The organism is Pseudoduganella sp. SL102, assembly GCF_027856995.1.
Taxonomy (GTDB): Bacteria; Pseudomonadota; Gammaproteobacteria; order Burkholderiales; family Burkholderiaceae_D; genus Rugamonas; species Rugamonas albidiflava.
On sequence record NZ_CP115554.1, the window covers coordinates 6,621,086 to 6,637,847 of the forward strand.

The window sequence follows — 16,762 nt, forward strand, 5'->3', positions numbered from 1 at the left end:
ACCGGCGATGGCGTCAGCGCTTCTTGTTCCAGGTCGTGATGCCTTGCGCACGAACGTGGGCATCATCCGGCGTCTTGAACGAATAAACCGCCTCGTTGGCATTGGTACCGCCAAGCACTCCGCGCACCGTCATGCCCGGCGACATGAATGAATTGACCATCGTGCCCGTCTTGGTAATGTCGCCATACGAAGAAAGGTTCGCTTGCCCCTGGGCATTTACAACGGAAATCGCCGTTGTATATGTCCTTTTTGAGAAATCGATATTCAAGCTGCCATTCTCGACCTTCGCAGGCTGGAACGTGCCGCCTTTCGCGGCCAGCACGGCTTCGCTGCCCGTCAGCGCGAATCCCGCCGTGCCCTCGCGCGGCAGCACGAAGGCCGAATTGTCCGGCCGGGCAATCAGGTATGGGCCCAGCAGCACCTGCACTTTCGTGCCCTCCGCATTGATCCTGGCCACCTGCTCGCGCGAGATGCCATTGCCGGCCGCCGGCTGCCAGCGCCCCCACATCACTTCCGATTTCACCTGCGGAGCCGGCTCGGGTTCGACGACCACGAAGGGAGGATTGATGGGGAAGCTGGGCGGGACGGTGATCACTTCGTCGCCATCCGGGTCAGGCGTATTGTTGGTCGACTTCATGTCCGTGATGGGCCTGACGTTGACCGGTTCCAGGTTGATCACTTCCAGCACGGCGGGATTCACCTTGGCCTGGTTGATGGCGACCTTGCCGACAGGTTCGTCGTTACGCGGCGGCGTGCTCAATTCCGGTGCAACGGCTCCTCCCTGCAGCAATTGCGGCACGGACTGGCCGCGCTGGATCTGCAGCATGGTATCGGCGCGGCCGCCGAACAGTTCGCGGCTGGTCACGCCTTCGCAGGGCCCGCCGCCTTCCGGGCCGCAAGTACCGCTGAAGCCGCTCATCACCACGCCGCCGGACACCACCGATACCCAGGACGTCTGCTGGTTGGTATAGACGATGAAATCGGTACCGCGTACACCGATGGCGGCCACCGGCGTATTGAGGCGAAAATTGTTACGGGCCCGCTTGACCCCCTTGCCCGAAATGCTGCGCGCCACGCCCTGCAGCAATTCCAGCTTGACGCGGGTATTGGCCGGATTGGCTTCGTCGATCTGGTAAGCCACCACGCGCGCCTTGCTGTTGGGGCGCAGGATCAGGAAACCCTCGTCGACGGTCTTCACATAGACATAGCCATCGGCGCCGGTGCTGATCTCGTCGCCTTCTTCCACCGCCTGCTCCACGGTGACGGCCTTGTCGGCCAGCTGCGCCGCGCCGGTGACAAAGACGACCTTGCCCGCCTGGGCGCCGAACGCCAGCGCAGGCAACAGCGAGATGCTCGACAGGCCGGCAGTTAACAATAATGCTCGTAACATAGATTTCTCCTCAAGCCGCATTTTCCGCCAGCGGGAGGTAGAATGAGTGTGATATGCATCACATGGTAATACGCTGTTACAAAGTATCCAACTGCCGTGCACCATCCCGGACCGGCCCATGGCCGGCGGGCCAATTTAGTGCATCCAAGAATATTTTGCGATATGATGCCCCACTTTCAATCTCCCCCCAGCGCTCCTGGCGCCCACGCCCGTCAGTGATTTTTGATGAACCAGCATCCGGCGCTGCGCGCACTCTTCTCTTCCGCGACTCTGCTGGGTATTGGCATCCCGGCGTGTGCCGTCCTCCTGACGGTACTGCTGCAGGGAGCGGGCAGCGCGTCGCCGGCCAGCGTTGCCGATGAACTGCTGCGCGACCGCATAGTCCAGTTGCGCGCCAGCGACAGCCCCGAGCAGCGCATGGTGGTGGTCGATATCGACGAAGAGACGCTGGAACGCCATCCCTGGCCGTGGCAGCGCACCCGCATGGCGGAACTGGTCGAACGCCTGTTCGAGCTGGGCGCCAGCGGCGTGGCGCTCGACATCGTGATGCTCAAGCCGGGCGACGCCGAGGGGGACCTGCGCATGGCCATGCTGGCGCAGCACGCACCGCTCGTACTGGCCCAGCTGTTCGACTACAACGCCGCGCGCGAACCACTGCGCTCCGGCGTGCTGGCCGACGGGCGTCCCGGCCCCCGCGTTCCGGGCGCGATCGCGGCCACCGGCTACCTGGCCAACCATGCCGGCCTGGCCGGTGCCCGCCATGCCGGCAACATCGGCGTCACGCCCGATCCCGACGGCGTGCTGCGCCGCGTGCCGATGACCGCCTGGTTCGAAGGGCGCAATTACCCCAGCCTGGCCCTGGCGCTGATGCACTGCTGCGGCGGCGGCGCCCCGGCCACGGAGCCGCTGATGCGGGTGCCGTTCACCCGCACGCCCCAGGCTTACCACCGGGTGGTGGCGGACGACCTGCTGCAGGGCCGCATCGACGAAGCCACGGTGCGCGGCAAGCTGGTCCTGGTCGGCTCCTCGGCCCTGTCCGTGGGCGACCGGATCGCCACGCCGATGGGCGCCTCGTTCGCCGGCCTGCTGGTCCACGCCTCCATCCTCACCGGCCTGCTCGACCGCCGCGATGGCCTGGCGCCAGCCACCTGGCCGGGCGCCGTGATCGCCACCCTGTTCTGCATTGCCGTGGCCATGGCCGGCGCCTATACCTTCCCGCGCCTGGCCGCCGCCTACAATGTGCTGCTGCTGGCGGCGATGGCCGTGCTGTGGCTGGCATTGGCGTATGCGATCGTGCCGCACGACCCGGACTTCGCGCCGGCGGCACCGCTGTTCTCGATCCTGTTCCTGCTGGCCGTCTCGGTGCCGTTCCACTGGCAGCTGGCGCAGCAGAACTCGCGGCGCCTGCTGGGCACCTTGCGCCAGTACGTGGCAACCTCGGTGGTGACGGAGCTGCTCCGCAGCAATCTCAAGGATCCGCTGGCGCCGCGCCAATGCGAAGTGACCACGCTGATCGCCGACATGGAAGGCTATACCAGCCAGGTGGAAAGCCTGCCGGTCGAGGAAGCGGCGCGCCTGACCAGCGATTTCCTCGATTGCCTGACCCGCCCGGTCATCGGCCACCACGGCACGCTGGACAAGTACACCGGGGACGGCCTGGTGGCATTCTGGGGCGCGCCACTGCCCAACGCGGCGCATGCCGACCTGGCACTCGATGCGGCGCGCGACATCCTGCGCGAAGTGGCGCGGCTGTCCCAGGCCCGCATGAAGCAGGGCCATCCGCCGCTGCGGGTCCGCATCGGCATCGAAAGCGGCCCGGCCATGGCGGGCGACTATGGCAGTTCGCTGCGCAGCATCTACACGGCGGTGGGCGACAGCGTGAATACCGCGGCGCGCCTGGAGCAGGCCGCCCGCGACTGGCCGCATGACGTGATCATCGGCGAAGGCACCGTCCAGCGGGCCCGGCGCCACCGTTTCCTGTCGCTGGGCGAAACGCGCTTGCGCGGCAAGGAAAAGGCCGTGCAGCTGTATACCCTGGAGCCGGCCGCATGAGGTTGTACAAACGGTTGCATAAACAGGTGCAAAAACGGTTGCGCAGGAACGGACCGGTCCGGCGCCTGCTGGCGGGCATCGTCCTGCTTCTGCTCGCGGCGGGTAGCGCACATGCCGGCGACGGTGCGACCGACGAGATCGAGGCCCGCTACCTGCGCGCCGTGGAACTGATGACCCAGGGGCGCCACGAAGAGGCCGCCAAGGCATTCGAGGAACTGATCAAGCTGGAACCGCTGCACGCGGGGGCCTGGCTGGAACTGGCCATCAACCACTGCACGATGGGGCGCACGGCCGACGCGGAACGGCTGTTCCGCGAGATCGAGGTGCGCTTCATGCCATCGCCCGGCATCCTGGAAATCATCGAGAACCACCGCCGCACCGGCTGCAAGCCGTGGGAAGCGCGCAGCTACCGCAACCTGTCGCTCAGCGCGGGATACGATGACAACGTCAACCAGGGTGCCAGCAACCCGATCCTGGTGATCGGCAGCGGGGAGGACCAGGAAGAAAAGCCGCTGACCGACGAGTTCCTGCCCAAGCCCGACAGTTTCGTGCAGGGCACCTTCGGCTATTCCCGCGAACTCGACCGGAGCGGCGCCGTGGCGTTCGCCCATGTGCGCTTCCGCCACCATCGCGATGTCAGCGAGCAGAACACGATGGGCTTGCTGCTAGGCGTGGACAAGGGCTTCCGCATCGGCAGCTGGAATGGCGACGCCACGCTCAGCACCAGCTTCCTCAGCCTGGGCGGCTCGCTGTACCAGCGCCAGTTCCAGGTACAGGGGCGGGTGATACCGCCGCTGCGCCTGCCCTGGCAGACCGAATTCACGCTGACGGGCTCGTTCGGCCGCACCCAGTATGTGACGCGCCGCAATTTCGACGCCAACACGGGCGAACTGGGCGCGCAGCTGGCCTACCGCGGCAAGGCCAACGTGGTGCAGCTGGCCGCCGGCGGCTTGATCGAGCACGGCCGGGCGGACCGGCTCGGCGGCGACCGGCATGGCTGGTATGGCAGCCTGCAATGGCAATACCAGCACAACGACCGGTTCGGCACCGAAGCGGGGCTGACCCGGCAGGACTGGAACAGCGCCCGGGTGTATGCGCCGGACCTGATCGACATCGCGCGCCGGCAGAGCACCCGCCAGGCGCGGCTCGCGCTGGTGTACCGGCTGGACGCCAGGCAGAGCGCGGTGCTGGAGTACCGCCACGTCGACAACAAGGAGAACATCACATTGTTCCAATATGATAGCAATGCCCTGCAACTCTACTGGCGCTGGAACGGATTCTGACGGTGCGCTGGGAGTTAGTGCTTTTCTTGCTTGGCATGATTGCCATTCCACTGGGTTGCCTGTTGCCGTTCGCGTGGCTGCGGGCCTTGCCCAACGATAAACTGTTGCACTTCACGGCATTCGGCAGCATGGCCCTGCTGGGCGGGCGCCTGGTCTCGACGCCGCTGCACATCATCCTGGTACTGCTGGCGGTGCTGGCGGCCAGCTGGGTGATCGAAGTGTTGCAGAACCTGGTGCCGGGGCGGCGTTTCTGCTGGCGCGACATGGCCGCCAACCTGGGCGGCGTGCTGTGCGCCGGGGCCTGCCTTGCGCTGTTGCCGCACGGCTGACCAGATTCTTTATAGTGATTGCCATGAACGAACCAAAGAAAAAACGCATCGTCGAACGGACCAACAAGCCGGACGATCCCGCCGCCGCGGATGAGCCGGATGCCAATGGCCAGTTCAACCTGCAGATCCACCTGCGCCAGATCCCGCTGCTGAAGGACTTGAACGACGAGGAAATGGCGCGCGTGCGCGCCGACCTGCGCATTCGCCAGTACGCACGGCGCGACGTGGTGCTGCAAAAGGGCGGCGTGGGCGATACCTTGCTGTTCCTGCTGTCGGGCCAGTTGCAGGTCATCGACATTACCGAGGATGGCCGCGCGATCGGGCTGCGGCTGCTGTCGCCCGGCGAATTCTTCGGGGAGATCGCCGTCATCAACGGTTCCGTACGCTCGGCGTCCGTGGTGGCCCTGACGCCCGTGCTGGTAGCCCTGCTGCCGCGCAATACCGCGCTGCACCTGTTCTCCCACTCCCCTTCCGTGGCGATGCAGATGCTCAAGTTCCTGGCCGAGAAAGTGCAGCGCGATTCGCAGTTCCGCGCCCTGCTCAGCATCCACAACACGGCCAAGCGGATTTATTCGTTCATCGATCTCATCAAGGAAAAGGAAGGCGACGACGTCGAGGTGGTGAAGAACATGCCGACCCACCAGGACATCGCCAACATGATCAACACGAGCCGCGAAACCGTCACGCGCACCCTGCTGACGCTGGTCCAGCAGGGCATCATCAAGAAGGGTACGCACCGGCTGATCATCGTCAAGCCGGACGCGCTGAAGCAGCTCGCGCAGACATAGGGCGGCAGGGGTTCGGCGGCATGATGTCGCAAGTGGCGGCAGCGTCAGAGGGGTCTGTCCCCGGCAGTCGTTTGCCTTGAGCTTCGCCGACAGCGTTAAGCAAGGGGACTGACCCCGGTTCTTGCTGGCGACGTGGCAACGCATGCAGAAAACCGGGGTCAGTCCCCTCGGCCTATGCCGACAACTGAGCTCAAAGCCAACAACTGGCGGGGACAGGAAGGAGTCATCCTTTGCAAAGGATGACCGCTCCGCAGGCGAGGAGCAGGCTCCTCGAAACCCCTGCTGCGCCCCCTGCAGCTCAAGCGCTCTTTCAACATCAAACATCGCGCTTTTAGGCTGCCCATTGTTACCAATGGCAACACTTGCGCGTTATCAAATAGCCAGCGTGCCATGCTATACTTCCGCTTTTTTTCGGCACGGAATGAACGATTTTCCCACCACGATGACCCTTCCTGCAGGCAGTGCATGAAGCTGCCTGCCATGTTGAACGGGCTGTGGGCATACCGCGGCTTCATCCTCGGAAGCGTGAAGCGGGAATTCCAGGCCAAGTACCGCAATTCGCTGCTCGGCGCGGCCTGGACCGTCCTCAATCCGCTGGCCATGATCGTGGTGTACACGGTCATCTTTTCCAATGTGATGGGCAGCCGCCTGCCGGGCAATCCCGGCGGCTTCGCGTACAGCATCTACCTGTGCGCCGGCATCCTGACCTGGGGCCTGTTCGCCGAGATCACCAGCCGCGGGCAGACCGTGTTCCTGGAAAACGCCAACCTGATCAAGAAGCTCAGCTTCCCGCGCATGTGCCTTCCCGTGATCGTGGTGCTGAATGCCCTGGTCAACTTCGCCATCGTGTTCGGGCTGTTCACGCTGTTCCTGGCCGTCACCGGCAACTTCCCGGGCACCATCTACCTCGCCCTGCTGCCCGTGCTGCTGGTGCAGATCCTGTTCGCCGTCGGGCTGGGCATGGTGCTGGGCGTGCTCAACGTGTTCTTCCGCGACGTCGGCCAGTTCTTCACGATCCTGCTGCAATTCTGGTTCTGGTTCACGCCCATCGTGTACGTGGCCACGGCCCTGCCGGCGGGCATCCAGGACCTGATGGCCTACAACCCGCTGGCCGCGCTGGCCGGCGCCTATCACGCAATCCTGGTACATGCCGAGATGCCCGACTGGCGCTCGCTGCTGCCCGTGACCCTGCTGGGCCTCGGCAGCTGCGTGCTGGGCATGCGCATGTTCCGCAAGCGCTCCGGCGAAATGGTGGATGAACTCTGATGGGCAGCATCGTCGTCAGCCAGCTCGGCAAGGCCTATAAACAGTACCCCACCCGCTGGACCCGGCTGTGGGAATGGCTGCTGCCATTCCGCGGCCCCCGGCACAAGCTCAAGTGGGTGATCCGCGACATCAGCTTCCAGCTCGCCCCCGGCGAGGCGGTAGGCATCATCGGCATCAACGGCGCCGGCAAGAGCACGCTGCTCAAGCTGATCACCGGCACCACGCTGCCCACCCACGGCAGCGTTTCGATCACCGGCAGCGTGGCGGCGCTGCTGGAACTGGGCATGGGCTTCCATCCCGATTTCACGGGCCGCCAGAACGCCTACATGGCCGGCCAGCTGCTGGGCATGACCGTGCCCGAGATCAGCGCCCGCATGGCCGAGATCGAAGCGTTCGCCGACATCGGCGACTACATCGACCAGCCGGTGCGGGTGTACTCGTCCGGCATGCAGATGCGCCTGGCCTTCAGCGTGGCCACGGTGCGCCGTCCGGACGTGCTCATCGTCGACGAAGCACTGTCGGTGGGCGACGCGTTCTTCCAGCACAAGAGCTTCGAGCGCATCCGCGAATTCCGCCGCCAGGGCACCACGCTGCTGATCGTCAGCCATGACCGCCAGGCGATCCAGTCGATCTGCGACCGCGCGATCCTGCTCGACAGCGGCCGCCTGGCGCAGGAAGGCACGCCGGAACAGGTGATGGACTACTACAACGCGCTGCTGTCCGAACGGGGCTCGGCCCATGTCGAGCAGGTGGTCACCGAAGCGGGCCGCGTGGCCACCAGCTCCGGCACGGGCGAAGCCACCGTGACCAGCATCGTGCTGGAAAACGCCAGCGGCGACGTGCTGGACACGGTCAATGTCGGCACGCCCGTCACGCTGGCCGTGCGGGTGCGCGTGCTGCGCCCGGTGGCGCGGCTGGTGCTGGGCTACATGATCAAGGACCGGCTCGGCCAGGCCATGTACGGCACCAATACGCAGTTGATGGACATGCCGCTGGCAGATCTCGACGCCGGCGCGGAGATCGGCTTCCGCTTCAGTTTTCCCCTCAACCTGGGCCCGGGAAGCTATTCGGTGACGACGGCGCTGACCAGCACCGAAACGCACCTGGCCGACAACTATGAGTGGCGCGACCTGGCCCTCCTGTTTACCGTGATGAACCTGAACCGCAAGGAATTCGTCGGCTCCAGCTGGATCGAGCCGCAGGTGGAGATCGTGCGATGAGCGACCTGTTCTACCGGGCGTTCGAAGACCGCTACCGCGGCAGCCGCGAAGTGATCACCGGGCGCCTGCGCGCCTACCTGCCCTTCCTGGAACCGCTGGCCGCGCTGCCCACCCGCGCGGCGCTGGACCTCGGCTGCGGCCGCGGCGAATGGCTGGAACTGACCGGCACGCTCGGCTTCGACGCGCGCGGCATCGACCTCGACGACGGCATGCTCAGCGCCTGCCGCGAACGCGGCCTGAATGTCGCCACCGGCGATGCGCTGGCGGTGCTGCGCGCCTGCCCGGACGACAGCGTGGCCCTGGTGTCCGCCTTCCACCTGGTCGAGCACCTGCCATGGGACATGGTGCGCGACATGCTGCGCGAAGCCTTGCGCGTGCTGGTGCCCGGCGGCCTGCTGATCCTGGAAACGCCGAACCCGGAAAACCTGTCGGTGGGCGCCAGCAGCTTCTATCTCGATCCGTCGCACCTGCATCCGATCCCGCCCGCACTGCTCGATTTCGCCACCGGCTTCAGCGGCTTCGCACGCACCAGCGTGGTCCGGCTGCAGGAAAACGACCGCGCCCGCAACGGCGGACGGCCGCGCCTGATCGATGTCCTGGAAGGCACCAGTTCGGACTACGCGGTGGTGGCCCAGAAAGATGCGCCGGCCGACGTCATGGCGCGGCTCGATGCGCCGTTCGGCCAGGCCTATGGCGTCACGCTGGGCACGCTGGCCGAGCGCTACGACGATGAACTGGAACGCGCCCACCAGCTCGATCGCCAGGACACGCTGGCCCGTGCCGACCAGATGGTGCAGGCCGTGCGCGCGGAACTCGGCGCATCGCGCGAAGCGGAGCACCAGGCCCGCGCCGAACTGGAATCGGCACTGCGCAAGGAGCTGGTGGCACACACCGAACAGGCGCTGGCCCACCCGCTGCACAAGCTGGCCGACCTGGACTGGCGCCTGATCGAGCTGGAACGGCGCACCGCCGAAGCGGAACAGCGCGCCGGCGCAGCCGAGCAGCGCATCGTGGCGCTGGTCTCGAGCAGCTCGTGGCGCGTCACGGCGCCGCTGCGCTGGACCAGCGGCCAGGTGATCCGGGCCCGCTCGGCGGTGCGCGAAGGGCGCCTCGTGCCCGGCCTGAAGCGGCGCGCGCTGCCGTTCGTGATCGCGGCGATCCGCGGCGTGCTGCAGCGTCCGCGCGTCAAGCATGCGGCGCGCCGGGTGCTGCGCCACTTCCCGTCGCTGCAGGCGCGGCTGTACGGCATCCTGTCGCGCAGCAATACGGTCGCGGCGCAGCAGGACGCGCCGCTCATGCCGCAGCAGCCGGGCGCACTGTCGCCGCGCGCGCAGCGCATCTATGAACAACTGCAGCTGGAGGTCCAGCAGCAGGCGCACAGGAACGCGCAACCGGTTATGCAACCGGGTTCGCAAGAGAACACGCAAGCCGGTACGCAAAACCAGGCGCCGCAGAATCCGCCAGCAAGGAAGCATTGAATGCGCATCGTGATCGACATGCAGGGAGCCCAGTCGGAAAGCCGCTTTCGCGGCGTCGGGCGGTATTCGCTGGCGCTGGCGCTGGGCATCGCCCGCAACGCCGGCCAGCACGAGATCTGGCTGGCCATGAACGGTGCGCTGGCCGACTCCATCGAGGAGTTGCGCCAGGCATTCAGGGGCCTGGTCCCCGCCGAGCGGATATGCGTGTTCGATATCGCCACGCCGAGCGCGGAACTGGGTGGCGCCAATGGCGCCCGGGCCCGCGCCAATGAACTGATCCGCGAACAGGCGCTCGCCGCGCTGGCGCCCGACGCCGTGCTGGTCACCAGCCTGTTCGAGGGTTTCGTGGACGATGCCGTCACCTCGGTCGGCACCTTTGCCGGCGCCGCCAACACCGCGGTGGTGCTGTACGACCTGATCCCGATGCTCAATCCGGCCGCCTACCTGGCCGGCCCCGGCCAGCGCGCCTACTACGAACGCAAGATCGCCTCGCTCGAACGTGCCGGGCTGCTGCTGTCGATCTCGGATTACTCGCGCCAGGAAGGCATCGACACGCTGGACCTGGATCCGGCCAGGGTCGTGTCGATTTCCACGGCGGTGGACCAGGAACTGTTCCATCCGGGCTCGCCCGATCCGCAGGCGCTGGCCGCGCTCCACGCCCGGCTGGGCATCGACCGGGCGTTCCTGATGTATGCGCCGGGCGGTTTCGACGCGCGCAAGAACATCGATGGCCTGATCACCGCCTTCAGCCAGCTGCCGGCGCCGTTGCGCGCGGCACACCAGCTGGTCATCGCCAGCAAGCTGGGGCAGAACGACCGCGACGACCTGGTGGCCCATGCGCGCCGCGCCGGCCTCGCCGCGGGCGAACTGATCCTGACCGGCTACCTCAGCGACAGCGAGTTGATCGACCTGTACCGCAGTACCGCGCTGTTCGTGTTCCCGTCGCGCCACGAGGGCTTCGGCCTGCCGGCGCTGGAGGCGATGGCCTGCGGCGCGCCCGTGATCGGCGCCGACAACACCAGCATCCCCGAAGTGATCGGCAGCGAAGCGGGCCTGTTCGCCACCGCGTCGACCGAGGCGATGTGCGCCAAGATCGCCGAAGTGCTGGGCGATCCGGCGGCGCGCGAACGGCTGCGCGCGCACGGCGCCGTGCAGGCGGCCAGTTTTTCCTGGGACCGCACGGCGCAGCGCGCATTGCGGGCGCTGGAGCAGCATTTCGGCCAGCCCGCCGCGGTGCCGGACGAGGATGAACCGGTACGCACCGGCGCCCGGCCGCGCCTGGCGCATGTGTGCCCCCTGCCGCCGGAACGCACCGGCATCGCCGACTATGCCGTGATGCTGCTGCCGGACCTGATGCGCTGGTACGACATCGACCTGGTCATCGACCAGCCGGAAGTGGTACTGCCCGAGGAACTGGCGGCGCTGCCGCGCCGCACGCCGGCCTGGTTCGCCGAGCATGCGCGCGAGTACGACCAGATCCTGTACCAGTTCGGCAACAGCCCGTTCCACAGCTTCATGCTGCCGCTGCTGGCGCGCCATCCGGGCGTGGTGGTGATGCACGACTTCTTCATGAGCGGCATGCTGTCGCACGAACAGCTGAGCGGCGCCGCGCCGGGCATCTGGAACGCCGCCCTGCTGCATTCGCACGGCTACGCGGCCCTGCTGGCCAGCCAGGACCGGAAGGCGTGGAAGCCGCCAAGGACCGCTACCCCAGCAACCTGGCGATCCTGCAGGGCGCCACCCGCGTGATCGCCCACTCGCGCCACGCGCTCGGCATGGCGCACGAATGGTATGGCCCGGAAGCAGGCCGAAACTGGAGCGTGGCGCCGCTGCTGCGCGCGGTGCCGCGCAATCCCGACCGCGCCGCCGCCCGCGCCGCCCTCGGCATTGCCGAGGACACCATCCTGTACTGCAGTTTCGGCTTCATCGCCCCCACCAAGCTGTCGATGGAACTGGTGCAGGCGTGGATGGCCTCGTCCCTGCACGGCGACGCCCGCTGCGAACTGGTGCTGGTCGGCGCCAACCACGGCGGCGACTATGGCCTGCGCCTCTCCGAAGCCATCAAGGCTTCCGGCGCGGGCAAGCGCATCCGCATTGCCGGCTGGAGCGACGACGCCACCTACCACCGCTACCTGGCTGCGGCCGATGTCAGCGTGCAGCTGCGCAGCGTGTCGCGCGGCGAGACCTCCGGCGCGGTCCTCGACAGCATGAGCTACAGCCTGCCCGTCATCATCAACGGCAACGGCGCCATGGCCGAACTGCCGGACGAGGTGGTGTGGAAGGTGCCGGATGCCTTCACCATCCCGGAACTGAGCCGTGCGCTGGAAGCCCTGCGCGCCGATGCCGGCCTGCGCCGCGACCTGGGCCAGCGCGCGCTCGAACGCATCCTCACCGTACACAGCCCGCGCCATTGCGCCGCCGAATACACGCGCGCCATGGACCTGGCCGCGCGCGAACGCGGCGGCAGCCAGCGTGCCTTGCTGGGCGCCCTGGCGGCGCTGCCGGAATTGCCGGCCGATGAGGCATCGCTGCAGCAGCTGGCCTGGATCATCGCGCGCAACCCGGACAAGCTGGCCCCGCGCCAGCTGCTGGTGGACGTCAGCGCGATCGCCCGCCACGACCTGAAGACGGGCATCGAACGGGTGGTGCGCACCCAGCTGCTGGAACTGCTCAAGCTGCACATTCCGGGCTGGCGCGTGGAACCGGTGTACATGACGGACGAAGGCGGCCAGTGGCACCTGCGCTATGCGCGCAACTATGCGTTCAGCCTGCTGGGCATCGCCGGCCAGAGCGCCGACCCGGTGGCCGACGTGGTGGGCGGCGACATCTACTACAGCGCCGACTTCTCGCCGGCGACCGTGCAGCAGGCGGCGGCCGCCGGGGTCTACCGGCGCTGGCGCCGCAGCGGCGTCTCGGTCAATTTCGTGCTGTACGACCTGCTGCCGGTATTGCGGCCGGAATTCTTCCCGCCGTTCGCCGGCCTGCCCCATGCCGCCTGGCTGGAAAACATCGCCGACGAAGCCGACCGCCTGCTGCCCATCTCCGAAGCCGTGGCCCAGGAGATGCTTGCCTGGCTGGCGGAGCATCGCCCGGCGGCGCGCCGCGAACTGCGCATCCGCACGCTGCACCTGGGCGCCGACATCAGCAGCGCGCCGCCCGAGCGCCAGCCGCAGGTATTCCCGGAGCTGGAACGGATCGCCGCCCGCCCGTGCGCACTGATGGTCAGCACGAGCGAGACCCCCAAGGGCCCCCTGCAGGCCCTCGCGGCATTCGAGCAGCTGTGGCGCGACGGCGTCGACGCCCACCTCGTCATCGTCGGCAAGGAAGGCTGGGTGCCGCTCGCGGCGGCCGACCGCCGCACCATTCCCGAGATCGTGCGGCGCCTGTCCGGCCATCCCGAACTGGGCAAGCGCCTGTTCTGGCTGCAGGGCATCGACGACGAGCAGCTGCAGCAGGTCTACCTGGCCAGCACCTGCCTGCTGTATCCCAGCGAAGCGGAAGGCTTCGGCCTGCCGCTGATCGAGGCGGCCCGCTACGGCCTGCCGATCATCGTGCGGGACTTGCCGGTGTTCCGCGAAGTGGCCGGCACGCATGCGTATTATTTCAGCGGACTGGAAGGCGCCGACCTGGCCGGGGCGATCCGGCAGTGGCTGGCGCTGCAGCGCGCCGGCCAGGCCCCCGCATCGGCCGGCATGCCGTGGCTGACATGGCAGCACAATGCCGCCGAACTGGTCGAGATCCTCAACGGCCGGCGTGACGAACACCTGTGGGCGCCCGGCTCCGCGGCCAACTGACGCGGTCCCATGCACCACTTTACTGATATCGTTTCCGGCACCGCCGTCATGGAGTCAACGCTATGAGCGCATTGCGCGCACTGATCGGCCGGGTCGTTCCGGCCCCGCCCACCGCCGCCCGGTCGGTCCACCCGACCGATCCCGCGCAGCCCTGGTGGCGCCGTTCCGATGGCGCCGCCGGCCTGGCCTGGGCCGCGCTGATCACGCTGGGCTATGCGTGCTGGCTGTTCTCGGCAACGTTCCTGCGCGGCCACGGCGCCTTCTGGCTGCAGGAAAGCGCCGACCTGACCCAGTACATCGCCGGCTACAACGCCTTCGTGCGCGAGCCCTGGCACTGGCCGATCCTGCGCATCACGTCGCTGAACGCGCCGGAAGGCACGCTGGCCACGTTCCTCGATGCCGTGCCCCTGTATGCGGTGCTGCTGAAACTGGTCCAGCACGGTCCCGATACGCCGATGCGCAACCCGTACGGCATCTGGATCGCGCTGTGCTTCACCCTGCAGGGCGTGGGCGCCTGGTGGATCTGCCGCGAAGCACGCGTGCGCAGCTGGGTGACGCTGTCGGTGCTGGCCATCCTGCTGGCCAGCTTCCCCGCGCTGACGATCCGCATCAATCACCTGAGCCTGATGGCGCAGTGGCTGCTGCTGTTCGGTATCGCCATCTACCTGCGCAGCGGGCGGCTGGGCCGCCTGTCGGCCGGCGCGTGGCTGGCCATGATCCCGATGGCGTTCTACATCAACATCTACCTGTGCGCCATGCTGTCGGCCATTTTCCTGGCCGATGTGCTGCGCCACCTGAATCGCGCCAATGCCGCCCGCATGGCGGTCGTGGTAGTCGCCGTCTACGGCTTGCTGGCACTGTCGCTGGGCATGACCATGCTTCCGCTGGCAAAGGGCGGCAACACCGAATGGGGCTTCGGCTACTATTCGATGAACATCATGGCGCCGTTCACGGGCGGCTCGGTGCTGGCGATTCCCACCAGCCTGCCGCATGACGGCCAGGGTGAAGGCTACAACTACCTGGGGCTCGGCGTGCTCGTGGCGGCCGGCCTCGCATGGCGCATGCGCAGGCAGCGCGATCCCGGCCTGGCACGGCGCCATCGCGCCCTGCTGGTGCTGCTGGCCATGCTGGCGGTCTATGCGGTCTCCAATACGGCTTACTTCGGCAAGGTGCATGTATACGACTTCAGCGTGCTGAACCTGCTCGGCCCACTGAAGGACATGTTCCGTTCATCCGGCCGCTTCTTCTGGCCAGTGGGCTATGCGATCGTGGTGTTCGGCGTGCTGACCATGCACCGCTACCTGGACCGCCGCCATGCCATCGCGGCACTGCTGCTGCTGGGCGTGATCCAGATGGTGGACTTGCGCGAGCATCACAAGCGGGTGCGGGCGTCGGTGTCCAATGTTCCTGGCCCCGCCATCGATGCCGCCCGCTGGGATGCCTTCCTTGGCGCTGGCGTCAAGGACCTGCTCTACTATCCGCCGTTCCGCTGTGCCACGAAGTCCACGCCGGGCCATTCCCTGCTGCCGACCATGCTGTACGCGGTGCGGCACCATTACACCCTGTCGACCGGGTATATCTCGCGTGCCCACAAGCCGTGCGATAACTATGCGCAGGAAATCGCCGCCCGGCTCACGCCGCACACGGCGATCGTGTTCGAGACCGCGGCATTCGAGCCGGGCGAGATCGAGCGGATCCTGGCGGCCGTGCCGCCAACCCGCTGCACCACGATCGACTTCGCCTACCTGTGCCGTCCACAGCCACAATCGAGTGAGATGAAACGATGAAGAAACGCGTTACGCTCGTCGCGCCGTTCTACAACGAGTCCGGCAACGTGCTGGAATTCTTCCAGCGCGTGCGGCAGATTGCCGACACCATGCCCCAGTACGAGTTCGAAGTGGTCGCCGTCAACGATGGCAGCCGCGATGCGACCTGGTCCGAACTGCTGCAGGCGCAAGCCTTGCACAGCGGTGTGCACCTGGTCGACCTGTCGCGTAATTTCGGCAAGGAAGCGGCGCTCACGGCCGGCCTGGACCGCGCCACCGGCGATGCGGTCGTGCCGATCGATTCCGACTTGCAGCATCCGCCGGAACTGCTGCCCGACATGCTGGCGCACTGGGAAAAAGGCGCGGAAGTCGTGCTGGCGCGCCGTGTCGACCGCCAGGGCGACGGCCTGCTGCAAAAGCTGTCCGCCGTGTCGTTCTATCACTTCCACAACAAGATCTCGCAGGTCAAGGTGCCGCTGAACGTGGGCGACTTCCGCCTGATGGACCGCCGCGTGGTCGACGCGCTGCGCCAGCTGCCGGAAAACCACCGCTTCATGAAAGGGCTGTTCGCCTGGGTGGGTTTCCGCACGGTGACCATCCCCTACCAGCCCAACGAACGGGTGGCCGGCGTCTCCAGCTTCAACCTGTGGAAGCTGTGGAACCTGGCACTGGAGGGCATCACCAGTTTCAGCACCGTACCGCTGAAAATCTGGAGCTATGTGGGACTCGTCGTATCGTTGCTGGCCCTGATCTATGCCTCGGTCATCGTCGTCAAGACGCTGGTGTTCGGCATCGACACGCCAGGCTACGCTTCGCTGATGGCCGGCGTGATGTTCATCGGCGGCGTGCAGCTGATCGGCATCGGCGTGCTGGGTGAATATGTCGGCCGCATCTACCATGAGGTGAAGCGCCGCCCGGTCTACCTGGTGCGCGAAGAGCACACCACCGGGAGCGCGGCAGGCGTGGCGGAGGACCGTGTTGAACGCGCTTAGGCTGGACGCGCTCAAGGCGCTGCTGGCGCGGCACAGCGCCTTGCTGGCCTTCGGGATCATTGGCGTGCTCAACACGCTGCTCCACTCCGGCGCGGTGATCGCGCTCGTCGAAACGGGCCTGGCCAACCCGGTGGCCGCCAACGCCGCCGGATTCGCGCTCGCCAATACGTTTTCCTACTTCGCCAACTGCAGGCTCACATTCCGCCAGAGCCCCAGCTGGGAACGCTATCGCAAGTTCGTTGCCGTCTCGATGCTGAGCCTGGTATTGACGCTGCTGCTGTCCGGCCTGGCCGAATGGATGAAGTGGCATTACCTGGCCGGCCTCGGCATGGTGCTGCTGTGCGGGCCGGTGCTGACCTACGTGCTGCACAAGACGTTTACGTTCCGCGGCAGCGCGGGCTGAG

At 66.9% G+C, this 16,762-nt stretch carries 13 protein-coding genes; 12 read left to right on the forward strand and 1 reads right to left on the reverse strand.

The features are described from left to right. Positions 1 to 13 precede the first annotated feature (13 nt). On the reverse strand, positions 14 to 1,390 hold the full coding sequence (locus OU994_RS28000; RefSeq protein ID WP_281608569.1) for a FecR family protein: 1,377 nt from the start codon (positions 1,388 to 1,390) through the stop codon (positions 14 to 16). Between the two features lie 225 nt (positions 1,391 to 1,615). Here OU994_RS28000 and OU994_RS28005 point away from each other — a divergent pair, with 225 nt between their 5' ends. The 12 genes from OU994_RS28005 (at position 1,616) to OU994_RS28060 (ending at position 16,761) form a co-directional block, all read left to right on the forward strand. Further along, positions 1,616 to 3,442 (forward strand): CHASE2 domain-containing protein, encoded by a 1,827-nt coding sequence (locus OU994_RS28005; RefSeq protein WP_281608570.1) that lies wholly within the window; start codon positions 1,616 to 1,618, stop codon positions 3,440 to 3,442. 26 nt (positions 3,443 to 3,468) lie between these two features. Further along, the gene (locus OU994_RS28010) at positions 3,469 to 4,725 is read left to right on the forward strand and encodes a tetratricopeptide repeat protein (protein ID WP_281608571.1); all 1,257 of its coding nucleotides are present in this window, start codon (positions 3,469 to 3,471) and stop codon (positions 4,723 to 4,725) included. Between the two features lie 35 nt (positions 4,726 to 4,760). Continuing rightward, complete coding sequence (locus tag OU994_RS28015; RefSeq protein WP_131144081.1) at positions 4,761 to 5,054, forward strand: VanZ family protein; 294 nt, start codon at positions 4,761 to 4,763, stop codon at positions 5,052 to 5,054. 23 nt (positions 5,055 to 5,077) lie between these two features. Next, positions 5,078 to 5,842 (forward strand): Crp/Fnr family transcriptional regulator, encoded by a 765-nt coding sequence (locus OU994_RS28020; RefSeq protein ID WP_281608572.1) that lies wholly within the window; start codon positions 5,078 to 5,080, stop codon positions 5,840 to 5,842. Positions 5,843 to 6,307: 465 nt separating this feature from the next. Beyond that, positions 6,308 to 7,108, forward strand: coding sequence for an ABC transporter permease (locus OU994_RS28025; RefSeq protein ID WP_281608573.1), 801 nt, complete (start codon positions 6,308 to 6,310; stop codon positions 7,106 to 7,108). Next, on the forward strand, positions 7,108 to 8,328 hold the full coding sequence (locus OU994_RS28030; protein WP_281608574.1) for an ABC transporter ATP-binding protein: 1,221 nt from the start codon (positions 7,108 to 7,110) through the stop codon (positions 8,326 to 8,328). Before OU994_RS28025 ends, OU994_RS28030 begins: the two co-directional genes overlap by 1 nt. Beyond that, entirely contained in the window at positions 8,325 to 9,806 is a 1,482-nt protein-coding gene (locus tag OU994_RS28035) for a class I SAM-dependent methyltransferase (protein WP_281608575.1), read from the forward strand. The genes OU994_RS28030 and OU994_RS28035 overlap by 4 nt, the downstream gene beginning before the upstream one ends. Beyond that, positions 9,807 to 11,555 carry a glycosyltransferase family 1 protein gene (locus OU994_RS28040; protein ID WP_281608576.1) on the forward strand — a complete coding sequence of 583 codons (1,749 nt, stop codon included), beginning with the start codon at positions 9,807 to 9,809 and terminating at the stop codon, positions 11,553 to 11,555. Beyond that, positions 11,492 to 13,600, forward strand: a complete 2,109-nt coding sequence (locus OU994_RS28045) for a glycosyltransferase (RefSeq protein ID WP_281608577.1) — start codon at positions 11,492 to 11,494, stop codon at positions 13,598 to 13,600. The genes OU994_RS28040 and OU994_RS28045 overlap by 64 nt, the downstream gene beginning before the upstream one ends. 62 nt (positions 13,601 to 13,662) lie before the next feature. After that, positions 13,663 to 15,387, forward strand: coding sequence for a DUF6311 domain-containing protein (locus OU994_RS28050; protein WP_281608578.1), 1,725 nt, complete (start codon positions 13,663 to 13,665; stop codon positions 15,385 to 15,387). Continuing rightward, positions 15,384 to 16,358, forward strand: coding sequence for a glycosyltransferase family 2 protein (locus tag OU994_RS28055; protein ID WP_281608579.1), 975 nt, complete (start codon positions 15,384 to 15,386; stop codon positions 16,356 to 16,358). The genes OU994_RS28050 and OU994_RS28055 overlap by 4 nt, the downstream gene beginning before the upstream one ends. Further along, entirely contained in the window at positions 16,345 to 16,761 is a 417-nt protein-coding gene (locus OU994_RS28060) for a GtrA family protein (RefSeq protein ID WP_165497565.1), read from the forward strand. The genes OU994_RS28055 and OU994_RS28060 overlap by 14 nt, the downstream gene beginning before the upstream one ends. Position 16,762: the final 1 nt, after the last annotated feature.